This window comes from Nocardiopsis potens DSM 45234 (assembly GCF_000341105.1).
GTDB classification, from domain to species: Bacteria; Actinomycetota; Actinomycetes; order Streptosporangiales; family Streptosporangiaceae; genus Nocardiopsis_A; species Nocardiopsis_A potens.
Window position 1 is genome coordinate 144,799 of the sequence record NZ_ANBB01000003.1, and the last position, 15,263, is coordinate 160,061.

At 73.1% G+C, this 15,263-nt stretch carries 7 protein-coding genes; 4 read left to right on the plus strand and 3 right to left on the minus strand.

Annotation, left to right across the window (positions count from 1 at the left end):
• Positions 1–54 precede the first annotated feature (54 nt).
• Positions 55–2,532, minus strand: a complete 2,478-nt coding sequence (locus D459_RS0102085) for a HelD family protein (protein ID WP_051065298.1) — start codon at positions 2,530–2,532, stop codon at positions 55–57.
• Positions 2,533–2,887: 355 nt separating this feature from the next.
• Between D459_RS0102085 and D459_RS0102090 the strand changes: the two genes are divergently transcribed.
• The 3 genes from D459_RS0102090 to thyX all read left to right on the plus strand — a co-directional run bounded on the left by D459_RS0102090 (position 2,888) and on the right by thyX (position 6,997).
• Entirely contained in the window at positions 2,888–5,095 is a 2,208-nt protein-coding gene (locus D459_RS0102090) for an anthranilate synthase component I (protein ID WP_017591331.1), read from the plus strand.
• 169 nt (positions 5,096–5,264) lie between these two features.
• Positions 5,265–6,086, plus strand: a complete 822-nt coding sequence (locus tag D459_RS0102095) for an NAD-dependent epimerase/dehydratase family protein (protein WP_017591332.1) — start codon at positions 5,265–5,267, stop codon at positions 6,084–6,086.
• Positions 6,087–6,196: 110 nt separating this feature from the next.
• Positions 6,197–6,997, plus strand: a complete 801-nt coding sequence (gene thyX / locus D459_RS0102100; protein WP_017591333.1) for an FAD-dependent thymidylate synthase — start codon at positions 6,197–6,199, stop codon at positions 6,995–6,997.
• A gap of 69 nt (positions 6,998–7,066) precedes the next feature.
• On the opposite strand, the gene D459_RS0102105 is transcribed toward thyX, so the two are convergent.
• The gene (locus tag D459_RS0102105) at positions 7,067–9,577 is read right to left on the minus strand and encodes a DUF262 domain-containing protein (RefSeq protein WP_017591334.1); all 2,511 of its coding nucleotides are present in this window, start codon (positions 9,575–9,577) and stop codon (positions 7,067–7,069) included.
• 45 nt (positions 9,578–9,622) lie between these two features.
• On the minus strand, positions 9,623–11,725 hold the full coding sequence (locus tag D459_RS0102110) for a UvrD-helicase domain-containing protein (RefSeq protein WP_017591335.1): 2,103 nt from the start codon (positions 11,723–11,725) through the stop codon (positions 9,623–9,625).
• Positions 11,726–11,889: 164 nt separating this feature from the next.
• Here D459_RS0102110 and drmD point away from each other — a divergent pair, with 164 nt between their 5' ends.
• Positions 11,890–15,129: a DISARM system SNF2-like helicase DrmD gene (gene drmD / locus D459_RS30415; RefSeq protein WP_081620410.1), complete on the plus strand. Its 3,240-nt coding sequence runs from the start codon at positions 11,890–11,892 to the stop codon at positions 15,127–15,129.
• The last annotated feature ends 134 nt before the right edge of the window (positions 15,130–15,263 follow it).

Genomic DNA, 15,263 nt, shown 5'->3' on the forward strand with positions numbered 1-15,263 from the left:
GCGGGCGCCCGGCCGGTGGCGCCGGTCGGACGCCCGGGGGCGGGAACCGGCCGGTCAGTCCTCGCGGGTCAGGCCGGACAGCATGCCGGGCAGCGGCCGCTCGTGCAGGACGGTCAGCCGGCGGGTGGCGCGGGTGACCGCGACGTAGAGGTCGCGGCCGCCCTGGGGCGAGCCGGCCAGGATCCGGTCCGGTTCGGCGATGAGCACCGAGTCGAACTCCAGCCCCTTGGCAAGGGTGCAGGTCAGCACGGCCACCGGGGAGTCGAGCACGGCGGGGGAGGCGTCCGATGCGGCCTCCGGCAGTAGCGCCGCGAACTCCGCGTGCCGGTCGTCGGGGACGATGACGGCGACCCGCCCGCCGTTCTCCGCTCCACCGCTCTCTGCTCCGCCGTCCTCCGCCCCGCTCTTCTCCGCTCCGCCGTCCTCCGCCCCGCCGGGGCCCGCCGGGGCCGGGGCGGCGCCGACGGCGCGCAGCTCCGCGTCGACCAGCCCGGGCAGCAGCCCGGCCCAGGCGCCGGGCCCGACCCGCACCGCGCGCGGCCGCTCGCCGCCCTCGCGCACCGACTCCGGGGGCGCCTGGTCCGGGGCGACCTCCTTGAGCACGTCCGCCGCGACGTCCATGATCTCCACCGGGGTCCGGTAGTTCACCAGCAGCCGCTCCTCGTGCAGCCGCCCGCCGGCGTACCCGCCGAGCATCGCCTCCCAGGAGGAGGCGCCCGCCGGGCTGCCGGTCTGGGCGGTGTCGCCGACCACGGTCAGCGAGCGGGTGGGGATGCGCCGCATCACGGTGCGCCAGGCCATCTCGGACAGCTCCTGGGCCTCGTCCACGATGACGTGCCCGTAGGCCCAGGACCGGTCGGACTCGGCGCGCTCGGCCGTGGTCCGCGCCGGGCCCTCGTCGGCCTGGCGTTCGGCCAGCGCCGCCGCGGCCCCCTTCCGGTCGCCCTCGAACAGGCCGGAGATCTCCAGCACGCCCAGGGCGTACCGCTCCCGCTCGCGCCGCCTCCGCTCGGCCGCGCGGTCCCGGGCCCGCTGCTCGCCGGCCTCCTCGCCGAGCAGTTCGGCGGCCTCGTCCAGCAGCGGGACGTCGTCCACGGTCCAGGCCGAGCCGGCCGGGCGGAGCAGGGCGCGCCACTCGTGCTCGGCCAGCACCCCCTCCTCCGGTTCCCGGGCGGCCTCGCGCGCGGCGGCGGCCATCAGGCCGGCGTCGGAGAGCAGCTCCCCGACCAGCCGCTCCGGGGAGAGGTGCGGCCAGAGCGCGTCCAGCGCCTCCCGCACCGCGGCGTCGCCCCACAGGGTCTCCACCGCGACCTCGGTGTCCTCCTCGGTCCACAGCGGGGCGTCGGGGTCCTCCAGCTCGGGCACGGCGCCCGCGGTCAGGCCCGCGTCCTCCTCGGCCTCGCGCACCGACTCCTCCAGCCGCCGCTGCTGGTCCAGGGCGAGCGCGCCGAGCATCTCCCGGACGAAGAACGGGCGCGCCGCGTTGTGCCGGATGCCCAGGTCCCGGGCGCGGTCCCGGATGTCCCGGCAGGTCCGCTCGTCCACCTCCAGGTCCATGCCCTGCGCCTCGAGCCGCAGGCCGCCGCGGGGCACCCGCTGCCGCTCCCGGACGGCGGCCGCGACCATCCCGGCCATCCGCAGCGAGCCCTTCGGGACCGCGGCCTCCGGGGCGTCGCGGGCCTCGGCCCGCACCCCGGGGAAGAGGCCGCCGACGGTGGTCAGCACCACGTCGGTCTCGCCGAGCGAGGGCAGCACCTGGGAGATGTAGCGCAGGAAGGTCGCGTTGGGGCCGACGACCAGCACGCCGCGCCGCTCCAGCACCGAGCGGTGGGTGTAGAGCAGGTAGGCCGCGCGGTGCAGCGCGGCGACGGTCTTGCCGGTGCCGGGGCCGCCCTGGACCACCAGGATCCCCTGCAGCCCGGAGCGGATCACCCGGTCCTGCTCGCCCTGGATGGTGGAGACGATGTCGTGCATCCGCCCGGTCCGCCCGGCGCGCAGCGCCGCCAGTAGCGCGGCCTCGCCGGACAGGCCGCTGCGCTGCTCCTCGTCGAGGCCGTCCAGGTCGAACACCTCGTCGTCCAGGCCGACCACGGTGCGCCCGCGGGTGTGCAGGTGGCGGCGGCGCACCAGGCCGGCCGGCGACTGCGGGGTGGCCGCGTAGAACGGGCGGGCGGCCGGGGCGCGCCAGTCCACCAGCATCACCTCGTGGTCGGCGTCGCGCAGCCCGATCCGGCCGACGTAGAGCGGGTCGCCGGGGGTGCCGGGCAGGTCGCGGTGGTCGATCCGGCCGAAGCAGAGCCCCTCCTCGACGGTGGCGAGCCGCCGGGCCAGCCGGGCCTGCTCGTCGACCACGGCCTGGCGCTCCACCAGGCCGGCGTAGCCGTTGCCGCCCCCGCGCGCCTCCGCCTCGCGCAGGGTCTCCTCGGCCAGGGCCCGGGCGGCGTCGAGGCGTTCGTAGAGCGCGGACACGTAGGCCTGCTCCGCCCGCAGGGAACGCCGGCGGGCTTGACTTGCGGCCTGGTGTTGACTCATGCCCATCCCTAGGTTACTATGTGGATGTCTCTAAAAGTTGTGCGCAGAAACAGCTTGCAAGTCGTACAACCTAGCACGCGCGCCCGAGCAGCCGCCAGTCGGCCGGGCGCTTTTTTCATGCCGAGCCCCGCGACCGCGCCCCGCGGGCTCCCGCGCACCGCCCGGCCGCGCTACACTGCGACGCATGCGAACCCCGGTCAGTGCCCCAGCGCCCCGCCAGTGGTGGCGCCGCTCCTAGGCGGCGCACCGAGGTTCTGCTCTACCCACAGCGACCGCCGATCGGCGGTCGTTTCGCGTTCGCGGCGCGGCCGCCGGATCATCGTCCGAGACCGGCCCAGCGCGAAAAGGACCCCCAGTGGATTCCAGCACCGACGCCCGACCCGCCGCCTTCCGCACCGCGGGCGGGATCATCGTCCGCCGCAGCTCCGAGCCCTGCGACCCGGAGGTCCTCACGGCCCTCGTCCGCGACGTGGAGGGGCGCCGCGGCGGCGTCCTCTCCTCCGGCATGGAGTACCCGGGCCGGTACAGCCGCTGGCACCTCGGCTACGTCGACCCGTGCCTGGAGATCGCCGCGCACGGCCGCCGGGTCACCGCCACCGCGCTGAACGGGCGCGGCCGGGTGCTGCTGCCGGCCGTCGCCCGCGCCCTGGCCGAGCACGGCCCGCTGCAGGACGGCGGGCGGCCGGACGGGGCGGCCGTCGCCGTCACCGTCCCCGAGCCGGACCCCTCCGCCTTCTACACCGAGGAGCGGCGCAGCCGCCGGCCCAGCGTCTTCTCCGCGCTGCGCTCGGTGGTCGCGCTGTTCGCCTGCGACACCGACCCGCACCTCGGCCTGTACGGAGCCTTCGGCTACGACCTGGCGTTCCAGTTCGAACCGGTGGAGCAGGTCCTGGACCGCGACCCCGGCGACCGGGACCTGGTGCTGCACCTGCCCGACTCGGTGGTGGTGCGCGACCGCAAGCGGGAGACCTGCGTCCGCTACGGCTACGAGTTCACCGTGCCCGGGCCGGACGGCGCGGAGGCCTCCACCGACGGCCTGCCCCGCGCCACCGGCCCCACGCCGCCGGTGGTCGCCGCCGAGGTCCCGGCCCAGCCCGAGCCGGGCTCCTACGCCGCGGTCGTCGCCGAGGCCAAGGAGCGGTTCCGCCGCGGCGACCTGTTCGAGGTCGTGCCCGGGCACCGCACCTACGGGGCGTGCGCCTCCCCGGCCCGCTTCTACGAGCGGCTGCGCGAGCGCAACCCCGCCCCCTACGAGTTCTTCTTCAACCTCGGCGAGGGCGAGTACCTGGTCGGCGCCTCCCCGGAGATGTTCGTCCGGGTCACCGGCGAGCCGGGGCGCGGGCAGCGGGTGGAGACCTGCCCGATCTCCGGCACCATCAAGCGCGGCGCCGACCCGCTGGAGGACGCCGAGAACATCCGCGCCCTGCTCACCTCCGCCAAGGAGGAGTCCGAGCTCACCATGTGCACCGACGTGGACCGCAACGACAAGTCGCGGGTCTGCGAACCGGGCAGCGTCAAGGTGATCGGCCGCCGCCAGATCGAGATGTACAGCAGGCTGATCCACACCGTCGACCACATCGAGGGGGTGCTGCGCCCGGAGTTCGACGCGCTGGACGCCTTCCTCACCCACATGTGGGCGGTCACCGTCACCGGTGCCCCCAAGACCTGGGCGATGCGCTTCATCGAGCGGCACGAGGGATCGCCCCGCCGCTGGTACGGCGGCGCCGTCGGGTTCATCGGCTTCGACGGCTCGATGAACACCGGGCTGACCCTGCGCACCGCGCAGATCAAGGACGGCGTGGCGACCGTGCGGGTCGGCGCCACCCTGCTCTACGACTCCGACCCCGAGGCCGAGGAGAAGGAGACCTTCCTCAAGGCCCGCGCCCTGCTGGAGACGCTCGCCCTGGAAGAGGAGGCCGCCGCCGCGGAGGGCCGGCCGGAGCCGGCCGCCCCCGCCGCCCCCGCCGAACCGGCCGGCGCGGGGATGAAGGTCCTCCTCGTCGACCACGAGGACTCCTTCGTCAACACCCTCGCCGACTACGTCCGCCGGCACGGCGCCGAGGTCACCACCGTCCGCTACGGCTTCGACGAGGCCCTGCTCGACGAGCTCGCCCCGGACCTGGTGGTGCTCTCGCCCGGACCCGGCCTGCCCTCCGACTTCGGCACCCGCGCCCTGCTGGACGCCCTGGAGGAGCGCAACCTGCCGGTGTTCGGCGTCTGCCTCGGCCTGCAGGCCATGGTCGAGCACGCCGGCGGCGAGCTGCTCACCCTGGACGAGCCGGTGCACGGCAAGCCCGGCCGGGTCCGGGCCGTCGGCGGCGAGCTGCTCACCGGGACCGGCGGGGACTTCGCGGCCGCCCGCTACCACTCCGTCTACACCACCCCGGAGCGGGTCAAGGGCTATACCGTCACCGCGGTCACCGAGGGCGGCCCCGAACCGGTGGTCATGGCGATCGAGGACCCGGCCGCGCGCCGCTGGGCGGTCCAGTTCCACCCCGAGTCGATCCTCACCGCCGCCGTCGGCGAGGGCATCGTGGAGCGGGTCCTCCGCCTGGCGCGCTGACCCGCCGCCCGCCCCGCGCCGCCGCCGCGCGGGGCGGGCGGGGCCCTCTCCGGCCCGCCGGGACCGGCCCCGGCGGGCGCCCGGGGAAGGGCCGCCCCCGCGGCGCGGGGCGGGAGCGCCGCGGCCCCGGAGACCGGCCGGGACCGCGGTCCCGGATAGGCTTCCGGGCATGACCGGAACTCCGGGAAGGACCGTCGTCACCGGCGCCGCGGGCCGCGTCGCCGCCGCGGTGCGGGAGGGCCTCCGCGACGCCGGGCACCTGGTGCTGCTGGACCGCCTCCCGCCCCCGCCCGGGTACCGGGCCCGGGGCAACGAGACCTGGGTCCGGGCCGACATCGCCGACCCGCGGGCGCTCGCCGAGGCCTTCGCCGGCGCCGACGCGGTGGTGCATCTGGCCGGGATCCCCGACGAGGCGCCGCTGCCGGACCTGCTGCGCGCCAACGTGGAGGGGACGCACAACGTCCTGGAGGCGGCGCGCCGGGCGGGGGTGCCCCGGGTGGTGCTGGCCTCCAGCAACCGGGCCACCGGCAACTACCCGGTCGACCGCACGGTGACCGCGGCGGACCCGCCGCGCCCGGACGGCTTCTACGGGGTGAGCAAGGCGGCGGCCGAAGCGCTGGGCCGGCTCTACGCCGACGCCTTCGGCCTGCAGGTGGCCGCGGTGCGCATCGGCTCGCTGGAGGAGCGCCCCACCGAGGCCCGGCACCTGGCCACCTGGCTCAGCCCGCGGGACTGCGCCGGGTTCTTCCGCGCCGCCGTCACCGCCCCCGGGGTGACGTTCGTCGCGGCCTACGCCGTCTCCGCCAACGCCCGGAGGTTCTGGGACCTCTCCGCCGGCGAGGCCGGGCTGGGGTACCGCCCGGTCGACGACGCCGAGGCGTTCGCCGCGGAGATCCCCGGCGGCGACCCGTTCTGGGACGGCGGACCGCAGGGCGGCGCCTACGCCGGGCCCGGCGCCCTGCTGCCGCACCTGCCGGACCCCGGCCGCTGATCCGGGGCGGCGCGGGCGCTCCCGGTACCGGTCCGGCGCCGGCCGCCGGGCGTGTAATGTCGTCTCGGCCCGGGAGCCGGGGGAGCCCGAGACATGGAGATGGAAGCACCGTGAAGCACGTCGAACCTGAGGTCCACCTGGTCGCCAAGCCGCAGCTGGACTACGACGAGATCGCCCGCTACCTCGCCGACGTCGGCGGGGAGAAGTGGCTGGAGCGGTTCGACCGGGGCGAGCTCGACGCGCACCTCAACGACCCGCAGAACCTCGCCGAGTTCGCCGGCCGGCTGTGCTACCGCTCCTGGGAGCCGGGCCTCAACCCCAACGTCACCCGGGTCCGCACCGACCAGGACGCCTACCTCACCAACATCCTGCGCAGCCTGCACGGCTCGGTCCTGGAGCACGTCAGCTTCAGCTTCGTGCTGCACAACGTCAGCCGGGTGCTCACCCACGAGCTGATCCGGCACCGCCCCGGCGTCGCCGTCTCCCAGGAGTCGCTGCGCTTCGTCCGCCTCACCGACCTGCCGTTCTGGTTCCCGGACTGGGCGCAGGAGGACCCCGAGCTGATGTCCCGCGCCACCGAGATGCTGGAGAAGATGGAGGAGTTCCAGCTCTGGATGGCCGACCACTTCGGCCTGGACGAAGAGGGCAAGAAGTTCGCGGAGAAGAAGCACCGCACCTCCTTCATGCGCCGCTTCGCCCCCGAGGGCGTCGCCACCGGCCTGGTCTGGACCGCCAACGTCCGCACCCTCCGCCACACCCTGGAGGCCCGCACCGCCCCCGGCGCCGAGGAGGAGATCCGCCTGCTCTTCGCCAAGATCGGCGAACTCCTGAAGAAGGAGGCCCCCTCCCTCTTCGGCGACTACACCGTCGACCCCGAGGGCACCTGGGTCCCCGGCTGGCGCAAGGTCTGAGAGGCGCTCGGCGCGGATCCGCCGCTTCCGGAGCGTCCGGAGGCGGCGGATCCGCGGTCCTGCTCGGGATCACCCCCGCTCGGTGAGCCAGGTGCGGCAGTGTCGGTAGAACCAGTCGAGCACCTCGCACAGTTCCGTGATGCCGTGCTCGGCCAGGGCGCCGATGGGGAAGCCGGGGCGTCGGTCCAGCGACTCCTCGGGAAGGTCGATCCCCGGCACGGAGTTGAGTCGCTTGAGGAACTCCCGGCGAAGCTCGACGTCGTTGAAGGGCGGCCGGGTCCGCAGGTGCTGGAAGACGACTTCCACTGTTCCGTGACCGGGATAGAGCACCAGCGGCCAGCGGATCTCCGGTGAGCTCTCCCGGTCCCACGTGAACAGCCGACAGCTGATCGCTCCCGTGGACGAGACCCGGTAATCGAGGACGCCGCCGAGGTCCTCCCAGGCCTTCATCAAGCGGGTCACCGCGCCCGCCTCCTCAGGGGAGAGGAGACCGGGGAGCCCGCCGAGAAAGCGCTGTTCGTGCTCGAGCCGGACGTCCACCTCCATCCCCAGTAGGTCGGCGATCTCGATCGCGTTCAAACGGCGCCGGGGTGCGGCCTCACCCGAGTCGTCGAAGTCGACGCCTTCCTCTTCGAGAGCCGCCCGCGCAGCCTGGCTCAGCGGGGTGCCCTCTCCCTCCAGCACCCGGTGGGCATTGCGGAAGCCGCCCTCCCCACTCAGGAGTTCCGACAGGGTCGACGCCTTGGTCCCGAGGAGTAGAGCGAGATCGCGGAGAGTGGTCCAGCTCCCCGCGGGGACGGCGGCGAGCACATCGCGAACGGGCTTCTCGAAGCGCTTCGGTCCCTCCTCCGTTTCTCCGCCGGGCAGCGGAGCAGGCCACAGCCCGATGGCGCGCTCGGTGATCTGCGCGGCCCGGGCCTCGATCTCCGGCCGCCCCCAGCTCTCCGCGTCCGCGATCTCCCGGTTCATCTGCAGCGAGCTCCGGTCCAGGATCTGCTGCTTGCGCTCGAACATGTGGTTCGACAACCGCGAGTTCTGCGAGGTCAGCGTCAGGTTGCCGAGCGTGTGCAGCAGCCGTGCGTGCAGCTCGGAGGCGTTCTCGTCCTCATCCGCCTGAGCGCGGAGGACCTCACTCCACTGCGGCGTGAGCGACTGCGGCATGACGTGCTCGATGGTCAGCTTCGCCTTGGTGAAGTCCACCGGCTCGTCTCCGGCGTAGCTCTCCTCCAGGCGGCGCAGGACGAAGGTGCGCTGCGGGGCGCGTCCGCTCCAGTAGAAATTGCGGTCCGAGATCGCTGCGGCGAGAGCGCGGTCGGAGGGCCAGCGGTGCCGGGGCAGCGACAGGTAGCGCCGAACCTCCTCGTCCACCGGCGCTCCCTCCTGCACGGCTCCCGGGGCGGTCAGGAAGATCCGATTGAGCCCCTGGGTGGCCTCCCCGACGAGCATTCGGCGTACCAGGTAGCTCTCCACATAGGAGAGAGCCCGGACGACCTCCTCGGTGGATGCCTGCTGCCGGTCCCTCAGCTGCAGCAGGCGCAGTGCCAGCGGGCGGTAGATCGTGTTCCCCCAGGAGACCAGGCGGGCCAGTACGACGCGCAGGTCCGGGTCGTTCTCGTAGCCCGGGTCGACCACCCGCAGCAGCAGCTGGCCCAGGCGGCGCAGTTCCTCCAGCTCGCTGCGGACCGCGGTCTCGCCGCCCTGCAGCGAGACCTCCCCCAGGCGCTGCTGCTGTCCCTGGTAGACCTCGCTCTGCTTGGCGCGCTCATCTCCCCGCAGGACCAGATCGAGCCAGGCCAAGGTCTCCAGCGTCTCCGGACCGAGTTCTTCCTGCATCGGCGACCAGACCTCGGCGTAGACCTCCTCCCCGGTCTCCGGCAGCAGCATGAAGACGTGGTTGCGCATCAGGTCGGTCTGGCTCAGCCCCCGCCCGGTGTTGTTGAGCGACTCGAAGATCCGGAAGACGTTGTCCCCGGGATCGGCCTGGATCTCCACCAGGCTGAGTCGGCGCCCGATCACCGCCTCCACGTCGAGCAGGGCGTCTGTGCCCCAGTCGCAGACGAGCTGCCAGAAGAAGTTGTGCGCGCGCTCGACCCCGCTGGTTCCTGCGCCGGAGGCGCCGTCGAGCAGTGCCTTGAAAGCGGCCCGGTCGGCCTGGGTCGGCAGTAGCCGGTACCGGTCGGCCCCCCGCTTGTAGGGGTTGATCAGGTAGGTCGCCTGGATCCGTTCGGACTCCAGCGGCTCGCCCGGGGAATCCGACTCCAGCTCGCGCAGCCGGTCGCGGACGGCGGTCAGCGCGATGGTCAGGCTGGTGAGCCGCTGCTGGCCGTCGATCACCAGCCACCGGGTCATGTCGCCGGCAGAGGACGCACTCGGAGCCAGCACCACCGAGCCCAGGAAGTGCGAAGCCGCCGCGTTGCGCTCCGAGGCGCTCTCCGGGCCGGCTTCGGCCTGTGCGGTCAGGTCGTCCCAGAGACGGCCGAGCTCCTTGCCGCCCCATGAGTAGGGGCGCTGGTAGAGCGGCACCTGGAACTGCTTCGTCCCTTCGACCAGCTTCTGGAAAGTCGTTTCGTATGCCTTCATCGTCCGCTGTTTCTACATCGGGGCGGTGGAGCGGGCACCGTCGGCTCATTTCGGGAGGAACGGGCTGGGGGAGCCCGTGTAGGACACGAGCAGGTGGTCCCGGGCCCGGGTGCAGGCGACGAAGGCGAGGTTCCGCTCGCGCTGCAGATCGTGGGCGTGCGCGACGGGGTCCTCGTCGGCGTCGGTCACGTGCGGGAGGTAGGGAAGGTGCTCGGAGTCGGCGCCGATGACGGCGACGCAGCGGAACTCCAGCCCCTTCATCGAGTGCATGGTGCCGACGCGTACGCCGTTGTCCGAGGTCAGGTCGGAGGTGCCGATGGAGCGCTCGGCCAGTGCGCCGGTCACCTGCCGGGCCAGCGCGTCGGTGCGGGCGGCGATCCCGATGGAACCGGGCTCCACGCCCTCCTCCAGCCAGGCGGAGACCGCCGCGACGAGGTGGGACAGCTCCTCCTGGCGGGAGGAGAAGCCCTGCACGACCGGGCGGCGGCCGCGCAGCGGGGAGGAGTAGCGGTCCAGTCGGTCCTCGGTGCCGTCGAGCCCCTCCACCCGCGCGGTGCCCAGGAACCGGACCGCCCAGGACAGGATCTCCTGGGTGCTGCGGTAGCTGAGGGTCAGCCGCCGGCTGCGCCCGCGCACGTTGACGCCGACCGAGGCCAGGGAGACCTGGTGGTCGTAGATGCGCTGGTGCGGGTCTCCCGCGATGAACAGGTCGTCGGCCCCCTCCGGGGCCAGCGCCCGGACCAGGCGCCATTTGGCCGGGTGGAGGTCCTGGGACTCGTCCACGACGATGTGCCGGTAGAGCCGCTCACCGGTCCGCTCCAGGATCGCCGCGGCCTCGGAGGCCAGCTGCGTGAAGGTCCACTGGTTCTCGCGCCGCATACGGGTGGTGGCGGCCAGAACGGCCCGCCACACCGCGCGCCGCTGCTCGGCGCCGAGTCGGCCGCCGCGTCCGCGCCGCCGAGCCTGCAGGTAGTCGCGCTCGGTGTGCAGGTCCTGAGCGAGGACCACGTGCTCCCATTCCTCCAGCAGGAATCGGCCGGGGAGACCGATGTCCGCGCCGGCCTCGTCCCACAGTGCGGCCAGTTTCCGGGGGTGCGGGAAGTTCGGGTTCTTCCCGAGGTCGCCGCGGACGACCTGGTGGGCGATCTTGTCCAGATTGCGCACGTCGATCAGGGCGCGCTGCCCGGAATCGGTGATCAGCAGGTCGGTCTGGGAACGCAGTGCGGCGTCCAGGGTCTTGGTGAAGGTGGTGAGCAGGATCGGCTTCTCCGGACCGGAGCCGGCGTCCCACCGCGCGGCCAGGTGGGCGACCCGGTGGACGGCGGTCACGGTCTTTCCCGTCCCCGCTCCGCCGGTGACCATCGCCGGGCCGGCGTAGGAGTCCCGGTAGGCGATGCGCTTCTGACGGGGGTGGAGGAAGGTGCGCCAGACGTCGAAGGGGTGGTCCAGCATCTCCCGGAGCTCCTCCGGGCCTTCCACGAAGATCGCCCGCTGGGGCGTGCGCCGGATCGCCGTGGCGAGGTCGTCGGGGTCGACCGGCTCCTCGGGAACCTCCTCGGCCAGGTCCTTGCAGATCTCCGCCCACGCCTCCTCCACGCTCATCCCGGAGGCGAGCGCGACCAGCGCGTTGTGCTGGGCGGAGGGCAGCATCGGAGAGAGCGCGTCGAGGTGCGCCTCGTCGGGGAGGAGGCGCACGATCCGCAGCGTTTCGGCGTCGATGCCGAGTTGACTCAAATGCTTATCGGAGACGCCGTCGAAGAGCCGGGAGGAGGAACCGGCCGCGATCGGTTCGAGTGCGGTGCCCAGCGTTTCCAGCTGCTCCTCGTCTCGGAATTCCAGCACGCCCAATGCCAGGTTCACCGAGGAGCGCCTCCGCCGGCAGTAGGCGTAGGCGTCATCATGAGGCAGGACCGCGACCAGCAGATAGGTGTCCCCGTCCTCCGGCGCGAGGACGACGCCACGGTATCCCAGGGTGATCCGCAGAGTGCGCCACCGGGGGTCGCGCGCATTGGCGACCTTTTCCAAATGGCCGCCGGCATGGTAGGTGTCGGCGAACTTGTCGAGCGCGGCGTCGACGGCGCCCCGTATCTTCTTTTCCAGGTTCGCGTATTGGCCGAGGAAGTCCTTGTCGATGGCGAGCCGGGGCATGGAGGCCTTTCCTGCAACGGGGGCACGGTTCTCAGAGCGGGACTCCAGAATAGGACGGAACCGGTTCTCCGTGGCCCTGTCGGCCGCGGTCGCCGGTGTACGCGAGACTGGGGCGGCGGCAGCGCCTCGGAGCGATGGGCGCAAGAGCGGAAAGGCGGCGGCGGATGACGGCCGATACGGCGCAGGAGGCGGGAGCAGCCCGGAACGGTGCGGAGGCCTCGCCTCCCGAAGTCGGACAGCTGGTCACCGTGCGCAACCGCCGCTGGATCGTCTCCGACGTCACCGCCGGGACCATCGCCTCAAGCGACGCCTTCCGGATCACGGCCCGGCCGCAGCATGTCGTGTCCCTGGTGGGAATCGACGACGACGCCGTGAACGAGCGCCTCCAGGTCCTCTGGGAGCTGGAGGTGGGAACGCGGGTGCACGAGACCAGAGAGCTGCCGGGGCCGGAGCGGGGCTTCGACGACCCGGTGCGCCTGGACGCGTTCCTGCACGCCGTGCGGTGGGGGGCCGTCGCATCGGCGGACACCACCGCGCTGCAGGCCCCCTTCCGCTCCGGTATCGAGATCGAGGAGTACCAGCTCGAACCGGTCGTGCGGGCGCTGTCGATGCCCCGGACCAACCTGCTCATCGCCGATGACGTCGGCCTGGGCAAGACCATCGAGGCCGGCCTGGTCATGCAGGAGCTCCAACTGCGCCACCGGGCCAGGACGATGCTGATCGTCTGCCCTGCGGGCCTCACCGCGCAATGGCACGACGAGATGCGTGACAAGTTCGGTCTGGACTTCCGAGTGGTCGACACCGAGCTGCTCCGCAGGCTCCGCCGGGAGCGGGGGCTGTACGCCAACCCGTGGACCCACTACCCGCGGCTGATCGTCAGCATCGACTGGCTCAAGCGCGAGCGCCCGCGCAGGCTGCTCCGCGAGATCCTGCCGGCGACCCCGCGCTACCCGCGCACCTTCGACCTGCTCGTTGTAGACGAGGCGCACAACTGCGCCCCGGCGGGAGGGGGCAAGTACGCGGTCGACTCCCAGCGGACCAAGGCGGTCCGAGAGCTGGCGCCCCACTGCGAGCACCGGCTCTTCCTCTCGGCGACCCCGCACAACGGCTACCCCGAATCCTTCTCCGCCCTCCTGGAGCTCCTCGACGATCAGCGGTTCGCCCGCGGGGTGCGCCCCACTCCCGAACAGCTCGATCGAGCAATGGTCCGTCGCCTCAAGCGGGACCTGCCCAGGCGGTGGGACGGGTCGGCGCGCTTCCCCGAGCGCAGGCTCGGCTACCTGGAGGCGGTCTACGGGGACGCCGAGCGGCTCGCGCACGCGAAGCTCACCGAGTACGCCGACAGTCGGCGCGGCAGGTCGGGAGCGGCCGGCCGGCACACCGCCGACTTCGTCACCACTCTGCTGAAGAAGCGCCTGTTCTCCTCACCGAAGGCGTTCGCCTCGACCATCGAGACCCACCTGAAGACCATGGCCGACCGGGAAGAGCGAGAGGAGGGCGGTGAGGAGGTGTTCCCCGAGGCCGCGGTCCGGCCGGTACTGGCCGCGGCCTCGGAGAAGTTGGCCGAGGCGGCCGAGCACGACGGGGCCTACCGAGAAGCGGAGGGCGAGGCGTTCGCCGCCGCCCGGCGCGGCTCGCCCCCGCTCACCGGGCACGAGCGCTCCCTCCTGGAGGACATGCTCGCCTGGGCCCGCCTGGCCCAGGACGCCCCGGACGCCCGGTTCGAGGCGCTGCGCGGCTGGCTCGACCCGGTCCTGTTCGGCAGCGGCCCGGACGGGAAGGCGCGGCGCCCCGGCCCGGAGGCCGAATGGAGCCGGGAGCGGGTCATCCTCTTCACCGAGTACCGGGACACCCAGCGCTGGCTGCACGACCAGCTCATCGCGGCCGGCTACGGAGGCGATGGCGGAGGGCGCATCGCGCTGCTCTACGGCGGGCAGGACCAGGCCGAGCGCGAGCACGTCAAGAGCGTCTTCACCGACCGCCCGGAACTCGACGACGTACGCATCCTCATCGCCACCGACGCCGCCAGTGAGGGCATCAACCTGCAGCGCCACTGCCACCGGCTGCTGCACTGGGAGATCCCGTGGAACCCCAACCGGCTGGAGCAGCGCAACGGTCGGATCGACCGGCACGGCCAGTACGCGGACCGGGTGGAGGTGCTGCACTTCGTCCCGGCCGGCTGGGAACGGGCCGAACCCGGGTCGCTGGAGAACGAGTTGGGATTCCTGCGTGTGGCGGCGGAGAAGGTCGACCGCATCCGCGAGGACCTGGGCAGCGCCGGGGACGTCATTGCGGCGCAGGTCGAGCAGAAGATGCTCGGGCGCCGCACGGACTGGGCCGAGACCGACGCGGAGATCCGGGTCCGTGCGGGCGGAGCGCGGCTCCGGGTCGAGCGGGACCTGAACGATGAGCTCCAGCGGCTCCGCGCCGAGCTCACCGGGAGCCGCACCAGACTGGACCTGACCCCCGCCACCCTGGAGCGGGTGGTCCGCACCGCGCTGATCCTCGCGCACCGCAGGGACCTGGTCGAGACCGAGCCCCCCGAGGGCGTGCAGGCACGCTGCTTCCGCCTCCCCGAGCTGGCCGGCGCGTGGGCGAGCGCCCGCGGTGACGGGCTCCTGCACCCGGTCACCGGGGCCGAGCGCCTGGTCACCTTCGACCCCGATGCGATCGTCGGCCGCAACGACATCGTCCTGCTCCATCTCAAGCACCGCCTGGTGGACATGTGCCTGACCCTGCTCCGCCAGGAGCTGTGGTCGGAGGGGACGCGGCTGTCCCGGGTCACCGCCCGGGTCGTTGAGGGCGACGTGCTGCGGACCCCGGCGGTGGCGGCGCACGCCCGGGTGGTCATCACCGGTGCAGAGGGCAGCCGCCTGCACGAGGAGGTCCTGGTAGCGGGCGGAAGGATCGAGGAGGGCCGGCTGGTGCCGGCCCCGGAAGCGGACGTCCAGGGGTGGCTGGCCGCCGCCTCGGACCAGGCGCCCCCGGAACCGGTCCGCATCACCCTCACCGGGCTGTGGGGGAACCTGGAGAAGGGCGTAGGGGGCGCGCTCCAGCGGCGTGCCACCCAGCGGGCGAAGACGCTGCGCAACGTGCTCGCCGAGCGCTGCGAATCCGAGGTCCAGGCGATCGAGGCCGTGCTGGACGAACTGGCCGAGAGCATCCGTGCCGCCTTGGACGACGCCCCGCGCTGGCACCAGGACAGCCTCTTCGAACTGGGAGCGGGGGAGAAGGACCAGCTCCGCAAAGACCGGGAGGCGCTCACCGCCCGCCTGGAGGAGATCCCGGAGCAGAAGGCCGACGAGGTCCGTGCCCTTCGCCGCCGTTACGCCGAGCCGAAGGTGCGCTGGTTCCCGGTGGCCGTCACCTTCCTGGTCCCGACCTCGCTCGCTCGGCACTTGTAGGGGCCGCTGAGGGGCGGGCGGCGGACACCGGGAGAGCACCTCGCCACCCGCGGGAGGCGGCAGGAGCGATCCTGTGTCCCGTGGCGGCGCCAGGGGCCCGGGCCGGAAGGGCTGCTTCGCCGTCCTCGCGAATC